8 protein-coding genes are annotated in these 13,249 nt (G+C 73.1%); 2 read left to right on the top strand and 6 right to left on the bottom strand.

Annotation, left to right across the window (positions count from 1 at the left end):
* Positions 1-22: 22 nt before the first annotated feature.
* Positions 23-1,882: a glycosyltransferase family 2 protein gene (locus tag SNA_RS05080; protein WP_044363494.1), complete on the top strand. Its 1,860-nt coding sequence runs from the start codon at positions 23-25 to the stop codon at positions 1,880-1,882.
* A 180-nt stretch (positions 1,883-2,062) separates the two neighbouring features.
* Here the strand turns inward: SNA_RS05080 and galE are convergent, their stop codons facing one another.
* From galE to SNA_RS05095, 3 genes are all read right to left on the bottom strand, one after another.
* Positions 2,063-3,037 carry a UDP-glucose 4-epimerase GalE gene (galE, locus tag SNA_RS05085; RefSeq protein ID WP_030069410.1) on the bottom strand — a complete coding sequence of 325 codons (975 nt, stop codon included), beginning with the start codon at positions 3,035-3,037 and terminating at the stop codon, positions 2,063-2,065.
* A gap of 57 nt (positions 3,038-3,094) precedes the next feature.
* The gene (locus tag SNA_RS05090) at positions 3,095-4,738 is read right to left on the bottom strand and encodes a glycosyltransferase family 2 protein (protein WP_078969695.1); all 1,644 of its coding nucleotides are present in this window, start codon (positions 4,736-4,738) and stop codon (positions 3,095-3,097) included.
* Positions 4,739-5,035: 297 nt separating this feature from the next.
* Positions 5,036-8,650 (bottom strand): bifunctional glycosyltransferase/CDP-glycerol:glycerophosphate glycerophosphotransferase, encoded by a 3,615-nt coding sequence (locus SNA_RS05095; protein ID WP_044363496.1) that lies wholly within the window; start codon positions 8,648-8,650, stop codon positions 5,036-5,038.
* Between the two features lie 231 nt (positions 8,651-8,881).
* On the opposite strand from SNA_RS05095, the gene SNA_RS05100 reads away from it, so the two are divergent.
* A complete protein-coding gene (locus tag SNA_RS05100) occupies positions 8,882-9,559 on the top strand; it encodes a class I SAM-dependent methyltransferase (RefSeq protein ID WP_030069403.1) in 678 nt (225 codons plus the stop codon).
* 81 nt (positions 9,560-9,640) lie between these two features.
* Here the strand turns inward: SNA_RS05100 and SNA_RS05105 are convergent, their stop codons facing one another.
* The 3 genes from SNA_RS05105 to SNA_RS05115 form a co-directional block, all read right to left on the bottom strand.
* On the bottom strand, positions 9,641-10,615 hold the full coding sequence (locus SNA_RS05105) for a class I SAM-dependent methyltransferase (RefSeq protein ID WP_030069401.1): 975 nt from the start codon (positions 10,613-10,615) through the stop codon (positions 9,641-9,643).
* Positions 10,616-11,019: 404 nt separating this feature from the next.
* Entirely contained in the window at positions 11,020-11,901 is an 882-nt protein-coding gene (locus SNA_RS05110) for a carbohydrate ABC transporter permease (protein WP_030069399.1), read from the bottom strand.
* Positions 11,898-13,247, bottom strand: a complete 1,350-nt coding sequence (locus SNA_RS05115; protein ID WP_037792465.1) for a carbohydrate ABC transporter permease — start codon at positions 13,245-13,247, stop codon at positions 11,898-11,900. The genes SNA_RS05110 and SNA_RS05115 overlap by 4 nt, the downstream gene beginning before the upstream one ends.
* Between the last annotated feature and the right edge of the window lie 2 nt (positions 13,248-13,249).

Genomic DNA, 13,249 nt, shown 5'->3' on the forward strand with positions numbered 1-13,249 from the left:
CGGGACGACGAACGGAGGGCGGATGGCCGTACCGACCGTCACCGTGGTCGTCCCCGTCCACAACACCCGGCGCTACCTCGGCCGCAGCCTGGGCTCCGTATTCGCCCAGACCCTGGCCCAGGACCGCATCGAGGTGATCGCGGTCGACGACGGCTCCACCGACGGCAGCGGCGCCTGGCTGGCCGAGGCGGCCCGCGGCCACCCCAATCTGACCGTCGTGAGCGGGCTCCCGTCGGGCGGCGCCGGGCGGCCCCGCAACATCGGCCTGGCCCGCGCCACCGGCGACTATGTCTTCTTCCTCGACTCCGACGACCGCCTCGGCCCCGAAGCGCTCGCCCGCCTCACCCATATGGCCCACACCTGCCGCTCCGACATCGTCTACGGCCGCATCGTCGGCGCCGACGGCCGCGCGGCCCCCGTCGACCTGCGCCTCACCAGCCCCCGCGTCTCCCTCTTCGACTCACCGGTCTACTGGAGCCTGGCCGCCTACAAACTCTTCCGCCGCTCCTTCCTCGACCGCCACCGCCTCCGCTTCGTCGAAGGCCGCCTCCTGGCCGAGGACCTCCCCTTCGGCATCGCCGCCCTGCTGCACGCCGAGGTCGTCTCCGTCCTGGCCGACTACGACTGTTACTACCTCCACGGCCGCGACGACGACAGCAACGCCACCCGCCAGGACATCGACTGGCCCGAATACCTCGCCTATATCGCCACCGTGCTCGCCGAGGTCGCCGCCGCCGTCCCGCCCGGCCCCGACCGCGACAAGCTGATGACCCGTCACTTCCACGGCGAGATACTCATGCCGTTCGCCGCCCCCTACCTCGCCCGCGACCGGGCCGGCCGCCGCGCCATGGCCGACGCCGCCCGCCCCCTCGTCGCCCGCTACCTGACCGACCGCATCATGGCCGCGCTGCCGCCCGGCCTCCGACTGCGCGCCCACTGCCTGCGCGCCGGACTCGACGACGAACTGACCGCCGTCGTCCGCGCCGATACGCAGCACAGCCCCGGCCCGCCCCATGTGGACCCCGACGGCCGCGTCTACGCCGCCTACCCCCACTTCCGCGACCCCGACCACCCCCTCCCCGACGCCTGCTACGACCTGAGCACCCGCCTCGCCCTGCGCCAGCGCCTGACCGGCCACCACTGGCGCGAAGGCCTCCTCCATCTCCACGGCACCGCCGAACTGCCGGGCCTGGCCGCCCACCGCGTCGACCTCGTCCTGCGCGGCCGCGGCGGCGAACACCGCCTCCCCGCCCGGCACCACGGCGGCATCTGGCACGCCACCCTCGACCCCGCGACCGCCCTCGACGGCGCCCCGCTGACCGACGGCATCTGGGGCCTGAAGATCGCGCTCACCGCCTACGGCGCGGCCGGCGCGTCCGGATCGGCACTGCGCCGTGCCGCCTGGCTGTGCCCGGAGACCGAGGACCCCGCGGCCCTCGCCCCCCGCCTGCTCGCCCGCGGCCCCGCGGAGCCCGCCGTCGGCGCCCTCTTCCTGTCCCACCCCCACGGCCATCTCCACCTCGACCTCGACACCCGCGGCGCCCGCCGGCCCCTCGGTGCCGACGTCCACGGCAAGGCCACCCGCACCACCCTCACCGCCCACCTCACCCTCCCCGGCTGCCCCGTGGACGCCGAGCTCCAGCTGATCCTCTGCGACGAGCGCGGCGTGATCGCCCTGCCCACGAAGGTGCAGCGCCGGTCCCACGACCGCTTCACCCTGCGCGCCCGCCTGCGCGGCGGACCGCCCGGCCACCGCCGCGCGGCCGTCCGGCTCACCGTGGGGACGCTGCGGCTCCGGCTGCCGGTGGCGGAGGGCGAAGCAGGCGGGGCGCTCACGGTGACGATCCCGCGGAGCCTGCTCCCGTACAGAGGCCCTCTATGACCAGGCCCTCTATGACCAGGCCGCCTATGACCAGGCCCCTATGACCAGGGCTCCCCATGGCCAGGCCCCCATCACTGAGGCCCCAACGGCCGGCCAAGGCCCCTCATGGCAAAGGACGGACGGATCTCCGCGATCCGTCCGTCCTTGCCGGTGGCTCGGGACAGGGCCCGAGCGGGCGCCTCAGCGCTGCCCGCGCAGCCCCCACCCCGCCCACGCCGACGCGATCATCTCGCGGACGTCATGGCGGGCCTTCCAGCCCAGTTCCTGGGTGATGCGGTCCGCCGCGGCGACGACCCGGGCCGGATCGCCGGGGCGGCGCGGGGTGACCTCGGCCGTCACGCCCTCGTGCCCGGTGACCGTGCAGATCAGATCGATCATCTCGCGGACCGAAACGCCCTCGCCCCGGCCGATGTTGAGGGTGAGATCGCGCACCGGTCCGGGCTCGGCGAGCCGGCGGGCGGCGGCCACATGGGCATCGGCGAGATCGGCGACATGGATGTAGTCGCGGATGCAGGTGCCGTCGGGGGTGTCGTAGTCATCGCCGAAGATCCGCGGAGCGGCGCCCTCGGTGAGCTTTTCGAAGACCATGGGGACGATGTTGAAGACCCCGGTGTCGGCCAGTTCCGGCGTGGCCGCGCCCGCGACATTGAAGTACCGCAGACAGGCGGTGCTGATGCCGTGCGCCTTGCCGACCGAACGGGCCATCCACTCACCGACCAGCTTGGTCTCGCCGTACGGGTTGATCGGCGCGCAGGGGGTGTCCTCGGTGACCAGGTCGACGTCCGGCATGCCGTAGACGGCGGCCGAGGAGGAGAAGACGAACCGGCCGACCCCGGCGGAGGCCATCGCCTCCAGGAGGATCTGGAGACCGTGGACGTTCTCGCGGTAGTAGTGCAGCGGCATCTCCACCGACTCGCCGACCTGCTTCTTGGCGGCCAGGTGGACCACATCGGTGATCTCGTGCGCCGCGAAGGTGCGGTCCAGCAGCGCCCGGTCGAGGGTGGAGCCGACGACCAGGGGGACGTCCTCGGGGATCCGGTCGGCGATGCCCGTCGTCAGATTGTCGAGCACCACGACCGGCTCGCCCGCCTGGCGCAGGGCCCGTACGACATGGGAGCCGATGTAACCGGCACCACCCGTGATCAAATAAGACATACGCCAATCCTAGGTCGGGGGACACAACGGGAGGGGAAGCGGCCGGACCGGCGCGGCTCAGCGGCCGAATCTGCGCGCCGCGATCCGCCATACGCTGCGCAGACCGGCCGCGACCCGCAGCGAGAGCGCGCCCCCGGTGGTCGCATACGGCTGGGCCAGCAGCAGGCCGTGGCGGCGGCTGGGCAGGACGCGTCGGCGCAGTCCGGGGCCCATCGCGCGCAGGGAGGCGCGGAAGCCGTCGCCGTCCTCGCAGCGGACCTCGGCCATCAGGTCCCAGGGCTCGGGGTCGGCCGAGCGGGCCGAGCCCCGTTCGATCAGGGTCGCCAGGTCCAGGACCACCTCGGCGGTCCAGCAGGTCTCGGATCCGGCGGTGGGCGGGGCCGGGGTGAGCGCCGCGGTGTGGACGGGGCCGCGCCGGTCGTCCCGGCGGCGGCGCAGCTCTATGTCGATGCTGACCGGGCCCGCCGCGGACAGCCGCCCGTACATGTCGTGCACCCGCAGCCGCAGGGTGCTGCGCGGCCCGATGGCCGGTTCGGCGTCGATGGTCACCGGCAGGCGGTGCATCGGCTTGGTGCCCAGCGCGTCCAGCCCGACCTGGGGCAGGTCGGGCGCCCAGACGGCCTGCCCGTCGGCCTCGGCGTACGGGGGCAGCAGCCGCCCCGGACGGGCCGCGAGCTGGGTGAGACGCTCCAGGTCGCGGGGGGAGGGGGAGGCCAGGACGACCCGGGCCAGCCAGCGGGCCGGGGCGCGGGCGGCGCGCAGACCGGCCTCGTCGAAACCGGCCAGATAGTCACGGGTCAGCCGCCACCATTCGGTGCGGTAGTCGCCGCCGCGGGTGTGCAGCTCGCGGACGTACATCCGCAGGTCGTGATCGAGGAACTTGGTCTCCGCGGCATGCGCGAGGGCCTTGTGCCCGGCGTCCTGGAAGATCTGCACGCTGGCGCGGTGCGCATCGATACGCGCCTGCCAGTTGGCCACGTCATCGCGCGCCAGGGAGATCGACTGCCGGGCCGCGGAACGGCGGACGTGCCAGACGTAGACGGGGTCCGGGATGGTGGCGATCCGCGGGGCGGCGGCCAGGACGCGGGCGGTGAAGACGAAGTCCTCGTAGGTGTAGCGGCCCTCGGGGAAGGCGATGCCGTGCGCGGTGAGGAACGCCGTGGCATAGAGCTTGTTGACGCACAGGGTGTCGCGGACCAGCTGGGGGCTGTCCTCGGCCGGGTGGTGCAGCGCCGCCTCGCGGTAGAGGCCGGGCTGCCAGGGGACGTCCCGCCCGGCGGGCAGCTCGCGGCGGACACAGGCGCCCGCCACCACCGGGGCGTCATGGTGCAGTGCGGCGGTCAGCAGGGACCGCGCGGCGTCCGGCGGCAGGACGTCGTCGCTGTCCAGGAACATCACGAAGCGGCCGGTGGCGGCGCGCAGCCCGTCGTTGCGCGGGCTGCCGCAGCCTCCGCTGTTCTCGGTGCGGTGGATCACCCGCAGCCGGTCGTCGCCATGTGCGAGGGCGTCCAGCGCCTCGCCCGTCCCGTCGGTGGAGGCGTCGTCCACCGCGATCACCTCGAGGACGGCGTCGCCCTGGGCGAGCGCGGAGCGCACCGCGTCGCGGACGTGCGCGGCATCGTTGAAGGCGATGACGACGATGCTGACCTGTTCGTTTGGCGTGATGGTGGGCCCAGGCCGTGGCTCACGGGCTTCTTTCACAGTCACTCAATCTACATTTCGTGTCGACAGCATCTCTGGGGGCACGAGCGGGATCTGGTCCGTTTGTCTGATGGAACAGAGGCGGTTTCCCGTCGCAGGGTTGCACCCTTCGCCGCGGTTTTCCGCGTTCTTGCCGTCTTCTTACTGGCCGGTTACGGGTCGGAAAGGCCGGGCTCGGGCGTGCAGGGCCGTAAGGGCGCCTGCACAACCTGTAACGACGCGAAGGCCGTGCGATGCCGATCCGAACGCCACCACCTTGCCGCCGCCGTCTTTGCCCTTCCGGCCGTCCCCGGCGGCTCACGCCATGAGCAGATCGGCCACCCGGCCCGCCGCGCCGCCGTCGTCCCGGTGGCAGAGGGCCTCGCGGAAGGCCGTATACGACTCCGCGCCGGCCCGGGCGATGGCCGTCAGATCGCCGAGCGCATCGATCAGCTCCCCGGTGGTGCCGAGCAGCGGGCCGGGGACCCGGGCCTCGAAATCGAGGGTGAAACCCCGCAGCGTGTCGCGGTAGTGCGGCAGGTCGGGGGTCAGAAAGAGCATCGGACGGCCGGTGCTGGCGAAGTCCACGGCCAGCGAGGAGTAGTCGGTGACCAGCACATCGGCGGCCAGCAGGAGCTCGGTGGCGTCGGGGTGGTCCGAGACGTCGAGGGCGAAGGGGGCGGTGGGGGCGGTGGGGCTCCCTTGGGGGAAGGCCGGCAGCCGGTCGGCCACCAGCGGGTGGCTGCGGACCAGGAGGACATGGTCGTCGGACAGGGCGGCGTGGGCCATCCTCAGGTCGAGCGGCAGATGCAGACGGTGGTGGGCCGCGTCATAGGCCAGATGGTCGCGCGGGGTCGGCGCATAGAGCACCACTTTCTTACCGTCCGGGACGCCCAGCCGGGTGCGTACCGCGGCGGCCCTGCTCTCCCGGTCGGCGGCCAGCAGCGCATCGATGCGCGGCAGCCCGGTCTCGACGGGTTCACCGGCGAAGCCGAGCGACGCGGGCAGGACGGCGCTGCTGTGGGCATTGGGCGACAGCAGCACGCTCCACTGGCGGCCCAGCCGCGGCCGGGGCGCCAGATGGGACAGCCCCGCACAGAGCGTGCCCGCCAGTCCCGCCCCGATCTGCTTGAGCGGGGTGCCGTGCCAGGTCTGGACGACCGTCTGGCCCTCGCGCCGCAGAAACCACGACGGCAGATGGGTGTTGGTGACGATCCAGCGGCTGTGGGCCAGGGCACCGTGCCAGGCGGCGCTGCCGACGACCACGGCGCGGGCGGTGTCCGGCACCGTGGCCTGGCCGTCGCGGACCGCCCACAGATGTGTCACCTCCACGCCCCGGCGCACCAGCTCCTCGTGCACCGCACGCGGCGAGTCCCCGTACGCCCGGCCGCCGAAGCTGCTGTAGAGCACCGCGTCGCGCAGCGGACGGCCCCGGTGGAGGGGATAGTGCAGTTCGCGCAGCACCCGGCGGCGGTAGGGGCCGCGGTCGGGGGCGGGCAGCGCCGGGCCCGCCGTCACCAGCGCCTCGTCATGGCGGTGCCGGTCGAGGGTGAGCGGTTTGCCGCCGGCCGTACGGGAGGTGGGCAGGCCCTCGAAGACGGCGGGCGCGAAGCGGACCGGGGCGTCCAGCGGTGATCCGGGCGCGCCCCGCTCCCGCAGATGCAGCGTCCAGCGGCCCTCGCGCAGCGGCCGCGCCCCCGCCAGGGACGGCAGCGCGCCCAGCGGCAGCGCACAGTGGAAACGGCCGCCGTCGTGGGTGGCGGGGAACGCCGCCTCGGCCGCGTGCGCGGTGTGCCGCAGGACGACCTCGGTGGCGCGCGGCGCGGCATCCGGCAGCCGCCCCGCCACCAGCAAGGTCCCGTCGCCCCGCCAGATGACCCGGTCCGCATACGGCTGCGGGGTGCGGTCGTGCAGCACCAGCTCCCCGGCGGCGGTGGCCGCGACGACCAGCTCCCGGCCGTGCGCCAGGGGATGACCCACCGGGGGCAGCTCCGGCGGGCAGCCGACCGGGACCGTGGCGCCGTCCGGCAGCACCAGCTCCGGCGTCCAGGTCTCGGTGTGCCGGGGCGCAATCGCCCGCGGCGCCGCCGCATCCGGCTCGGGGCGCGCGGCGGCCAGCTTGTCGAGCCGGATACGGACGGTGAGCGGCGCCCCGGACGGCGGGGCATCCGCGCGCTCCCCGGACGCCGGCCCGTCGGCCGGTTGGTCCGGTTTCACGTGAAACATCGTGACCGCGCCCGTCCGCCGATGGGTCAGCCGCAGCGCGGCCGGTCGCGGGCCGGGCGCCATGACCGTCAGATCAAGCGCATCGGCCGCCGCCAGGCGCTGCCCCGCCAGCCGGTACGCCCGGCGTTCGACCGCCAGCCGCAGCCGCCCCTGCACATACCGCGGCACGATCCACACGCCCTCGTCGCCCGTCTCATACGCCAGCGGCGACGCCCCCGAGCCGGTGTCCCCCGCCTCCAGCGCCGCGGCCCGCACCACCCCAGCCGACGCGACGATCACCCCGACCGTCCACTCCCCCTCCTCCCAGCGCCCGCCCCTGCGCAGCCGCGCCGGATCGAGCGTGACCTCGAAACCCGCCCAGTCGTAACAGTGCCGCTCCTGACCGGACGCGGCGGTCGCCTGCGGCATCGCCACCGGCCGCATGGGCAGCGCGATCCGCCGGCGCCCCTGCGCCAGCACCGCGGTGCGCAGATAACCGCGGCGGGTCGCCGCGTCCAGATTGCGGAGATAGGCCCAGCCCCGCAGCACCAGTGCCCCGTCCCGCCACACCGCCTCCAGCACCCGCGTCCGTACGGGGAGATCCGTACGGTCCAGCCGCGACACGCCCGGCGGCAGCTCCAGCGGGGGAGTGAACGGCAGCACCGCACGCTTGCGCAGCGGCGGCCCGGTCACCTCGAACCCGGCCGGATTGCGCTCCTCATACGCCAGCAGCGCCAGCAGGTCCGCCGGCCGCCCGGCGCGCACGAGATACCAGCGCATCCGCAGCTCGACCGGGAGCGCGGGAAACAGCAGGGGGTCGACCCCGGCGAGGAAGTCGCGGGCGCACTCCAGGAATGCGCTGCGGGACTCGGGCGCGGCCGAGGGCAGCGCCGCCACCAGGTCGAGCAGCCCGTCGGCCAGCGCCCACCGGTCGTACTCCTGCCGGAAGGCATGACGCTCCGGATGCGCCGGATCGGCCAGGAAGCGGCGGATGCCGGCCACCGCCGCGAACCGCTCCCGTACGGCCGCCGCACCGGGCCGCCGGTAGCGCGCGGCGCCCTCCGGCAGACGCCGGTGGACGACGTGGGTGTGCAGCGCGTCCACCGCCTCCGCCAGGAAATGCGCGGGCAGGGTCACCGCCGCGTCCTCGCACCACTCCCCTTCGGGGAAGGCGAAGCCGTGCCGGTCCCAGAAGGAACGGCGGAAGACCTTGTTGCGGGCGAAATGGTCGGACAGCAGGGTGCGGTCCTCGGTGACGTGCGTACGCAGCGCGGTCCCGCGGACGGCCGGGGGGCACGGGGACCACAGGTGGCCGCCCGCGCCGGGCCGGTGGACGTCGCCGGTCGCCATATCGGCGCAGGACCGGTCCAGCAGGCCGGTCAGGTCCTGGTACGCACGCGGCAGCAGCACATCGTCCGCGTCGAGGAACGCCAGATACCCGGTGTGCGGCAGGGCGAGCCGGGCACCGGCGTTGCGCGCCGCCCCGACGCCGGCGCCCCCGTGGGCGGCCGGTGGGCGGACGATACGGAACCGCGGGTCCCGCTCGGCGTATCCCCGCACCACCTCGGCGGCCGCACCGGCCTCGCCGTCGTCCCCGGCCCCCTCCACCAGCACCACGTCCAGTGCGGTCAGCGTCTGCGCCGCCACCGACGCCAGGCACTCCTCCACATTCCGCGCCGGTACCTCGCCGCATGGGACCGGGACGACCACGGTGAGCCGGGGCTTCATACGCGCGGACCTGCCTTTCCGAACACATTCCGATCAGGCGCATCACGGGATTGCGGCGTTCAACTCGCCCGTCGGCGGCGCGGTCACCGGATCTGCGCTGAAAGGGTGAGACAGCCCGGCGCCGCACCGGGGCGGCGTGCCGCACCGCCCGGCTCCCTCTCGATGCCGTAGACCTGGGCAGCGCCAGGGCGCCCACGCGCCGTGTCCCCAGGGAAAGGTGACCGCGACCCGATGCCCGGCCGAACCGACAGCTCCGCCCCCGCCAGCCGGCCCGAGGCCCCCGCCCCGCGGCCGCGCGGTGCCCGCCCCGCCCGCAGCACCGGCACCGCCCCGCACGCCTCCACCGCCCTCGTCCCGGACGGCGAACGCGCCGACGCGGAACGGCCCGCGCCCTCCCGGCCCCGCTACCGGCGGCAGCTGCGGCGGATCGGCCCCGGCCGGGTGCTGGAGATCGGCTGCGGCGACGGCGTCACCCTCGCCGACTGCGCGCCCGGCAGCGTCGGCATCGACCACGACCCGCGCTCCGTCCAGAGGTGCCGGGACCGCGGCCTGACCGCCTACACCGCCGACGCCTTCCTCGCCGGCCCGCATGCCCGGCCCGGCGGCTTCGATGCGCTGCTGTGCGCCCATGTCCTCGAACATCTCGACGACGAGCAGGTCGAGGGCCTGCTGCGGGCCTATCTGCCGTACGTCCGGCCGGGCGGCGGCGTGGTGCTGATCACCCCGCAGGAGGCCGGCCACCGCGCCGAGGCGGCCCCGCTCCGTTTCACCGACTTCCCGCTGCTGCGCGCCTTCGCCGAGTCGGCGGGCCTGGCGGTGCGGCGGACCTACTCCGCCCCGCTGCCCCGGGCGGCCGGCAAGCTGCTGCGGCGCAATGTGTTCGTGCTGGTGGCGCAGGTGCCGCGGTAGGCGGAGCGGGTGGGAGGCAGAGGGGACAAAGGCGTACGGGCCGGGTGTGCGCTCCGGACCGTACGCCTTACGCGGGTGGGGTCAGCGCCCCGCGCGGGCCTTGCGGCGGGCGGAGACGATCGCCCGGGTGACGATCGGCGGCAGCACGTCCAGCGCCACCTTGCGCAGCACGCTGCGCCCCGCGCGCGGCACCGGCCGGCCCGCCGGGCGGCTCGCGGGCGCTTTCGGCCCCGCTGCGGGCCGCTGTGCCGGGCGCGCCGGCTTGGGCACGGTGGCCTTCGCCTTGTGCCGGGACACCGGCTGCGCCGGCTCCTTCGCGCTCTTGGCGCTCAGCCGGATCAGCGGGGCGTCATTGATGTACTGCACCTCGTGCCACACGTCCTTGCGTGACTGCAACCACTCCAGCAGCGCCTTCTGCAGCGGCTCGGGATCGCCCCAGGTCCCGTAGAACTTGGTGCCGGTGATGCAGATGGGGCGCAGTCCTTCGCCGGTCACGGCCTGCCAGGTGGCGGCGGCCACCCCCGGGCAGTGCTCGGCACGGTAGTCGTCCAGGACCACCACGCCGTCCTCGGTGAGCAGCTCGCGCACCGACAGGATGTCGCCGTGCACATGCTCGTACAGATGCGAGGCGTCGATATGGGCGAACCGCACCGAATCGTCCGCGACATGATCGCGCACGACGGAGCTGAGGCCCTGCACGATGCTGGGCAGCTCGTCGTGGAACGAGAGGTAGTTGGCCTCGAAGGCGCGACGCGTCAAGGTCGCGTAAGACTTGTTCATCTCCTGGGAGTTGGAGGCGTCCTCGGCGGGGGAATCGAAGAGATCGCAGACCGTGAAGCGCTCGTCGGAGCGCATCCGGGCGCCCATGAAGATGGCGCTCTTGCCCATGTACGCACCCAGCTCGAGCAGGTCGCCCGCGACCGACCGGTCCTGCTGGTGAGCCAGGAACCAGTCGAACATCAGCTGGTCGGCGGTGAAGAACCAGCCCTTCACGTCGGACAGCCGGGTGGGGCAGGGGAGTTGTTCGGCACTCTGGTCTGCGATGGGGGCAGTCATGTGCGGTCCGTCTCCAGACGGTCGGGAATCGATGGCGATATGCCGACACGTATGCGGATGGGCACGTGGGGGGACGTGTCAGCAGTTGTGCGTCTGCGGTGATGCCTCTGCTGTCGATCGATGTGTGTGCTGTTGTAGATGCGGCCGGAGCCGGGGCCGGTTCCGCGGGGGCCCGCCCGCGCAGGGGCCGGGGTAAACGGCCCGGCGGCCGAACCGCCGGAACGCGTCTACGCAGTGTCCACGACAAGACCTTGCCGCACCATGCGTTTCGCGGCACTGGCGTCATCTGCCGCCGTCGACCGTCATCGTAGGGGGAGAGAGGTGAACGGAAGGTGGCGTGGGTCACGTCCCTGAAACCCGCCCCCCGCGGCCCGCGCCGGCCGCGCCCGTGGCCCTGCGCCGCCCTACTTCACCGCCCCGGCCATGACCCCGGAGACGAACTGCCGCTGGAAGGCGAAGAAGACGATCAGCGGCACCACCATCGACACGAACGCGCCCGGCGCCAGCACATCGATGTTGTTGCCGAACTGCCGGACCTCCTGCTGGAGCGCGACGGTGATCGGCGGATGGCCGCTGTCCGCGAAGATCAGCGCGATCAGCATGTCGTTCCACACCCACAGGAACTGGAAGATCCCCAGCGAGGCGATCGCCGGTCCGCCCAGCGGCATCACCACCCGGGTGAAAAGCCGCAGCTCACCGGCCCCGTCCAGGCGCGCCGCCTCCAGCAGCTCACGCGGAATCTCCGCGAAGAAGTTCCGCAGCAGGAACACCGCGAACGGCAGCCCGAAGGTCGTATGGAAGAGGATCACCCCGGCCGTGGTCTCGAACAGCCCCACCGCACCGAAGAGTTGGGCCACCGGGATCAGCGCCACCTGGACGGGCACGACCAGCAGGCCGACGACGACCATGAACCAGCCGTCCCGCCCGGGAAAATCCATCCACGCGAAGGCGTAACCGGCCAGCGACCCGATCACCACCACCAGCACCGTCGCCGGCACCGTGATCGCCGCGGTTGTCAGCAGCGACCCCATCACCTTCTCGTTCTCCAGCAGCCTGCTGTAGTTGTCGAAGGTGATCTGTGCCGGTTTGGTGAAGACCTGCCACCAGCCCGACTCCGCGATCTGCTGTGGACTGCGGAGCGAGGACAACAGGAGCCCCACCGTCGGCATCAGCCAGAACAGTCCCACCAGCACCAGAAAGATCCGCAGCGCCCCGCCGCCGGTCCGGGCGGCGATACGGGCGGTGAGGGCGGGGGCATGACGGGGCGCACCGTCCACGGTCGTCATCGGCGACGCTCCTTTTGGATGCGCCGGAGATTCACGTACATCACCGGCAGCACGAGCAGCAGCAGGAATACGGCGATCGCACTGCCCAGGCCCTCGTTGACATCCGTACCGAACGAGGACTGGAAGAGCTGAAGGGCGAGCACATTGGCGGACCGGAGGCTGGAGCCCGGCGCGATGATGTAGACCAGATCGAAGATCTTCAGCACGTTGATCATCAGCGTGACCAGCACCACCACCAGCACGGGCGCCAGCAGCGGCACCGTGATCCGGCGGAAGACCTGCCATTCGCCGGCGCCGTCCACCCGCGCCGCCTCCAGCAGCTCGCGCGGCACCGCCGCCAGCCCCGCGGCGATCAGCACCATCGCGAAACCGGCCCACATCCATACGTACGAGCCGATGATGGCCGGGGTGACCAGGGCCGGGCCCAGCCAGTCCACGCCGTTGTAGGGCGCGGCGAAGTTCGCCGCGGGCAGCCGCAACCGGGCGCCGTCGGCCTGGTCCGCGGGCAGCGCATAGGTCCCGTCGGCCGCTGTCGTCGCCGAGGCGACCACCTGGCCGCCCTTGACCGCCTGGACCGTCAGACCCGCCAGAGCCTTCTCGTTGCCGTCGATGACATTCGGCCGGCCCCCGCCGCCACGGGTGAAATCCAGCCAGACGGTACCGGTGATCTTGCCCGGCCGCGGCCTCGCCACCGCCGCCCGTTCGGCATCCCGCACATCGTCCTGCCGTACGGCGACCAGCGGCAGATTCGCCGCCGACGCCCCGCCCCGCGCCCGTACGGCCGACCTGGTGGTGAACGAGCCGCCCCCGGAGGGCCGCAGATCGGCGTTCGGCCGCGGTGTGGCACCCGGGAACGGCGCGGGCTCGGCGAAGGTGTCATGCACACCGACCCACACCGCATCGGCCACCCCGCGCTGCGGATCCTGGTCGTAGACCAGCCGGAAGATGATCCCCGCCGCCAGCATGGAGATCGCCATCGGCATGAAGACGACCAGCTTGAACGCGGTACCCCAGCGCACCCGCTCCGTCAGCACCGCGAAGATCAGCCCGAGCGCCGTCGACACGGCCGGTGCGACCACGACCCAGATGACGTTGTTCTTCAGCGCGGTACGGATCGCGTCGTCCGAGAACATCGCCCCGTAATTGCCCAGCCCCACAAAGCCGTTGCCGGACGCATCGAACAGACTGCGGTAGACGGAGAACGCGATGGGATAGACGACCAGCGCCCCGAGCAGCACCAGGGCCGGCAGCAGAAAGACGGCCGCGACCCAGCGGCGGGTGCCCATGACGCTCCTGCGCTTGCGGACGCCGCCGGCGGCGGTGGCGGTGGCGGGTAAGGCGCTCATGG

The organism is Streptomyces natalensis ATCC 27448 (genome assembly GCF_000935125.1).
Classification (GTDB): Bacteria; Actinomycetota; Actinomycetes; order Streptomycetales; family Streptomycetaceae; genus Streptomyces; species Streptomyces natalensis.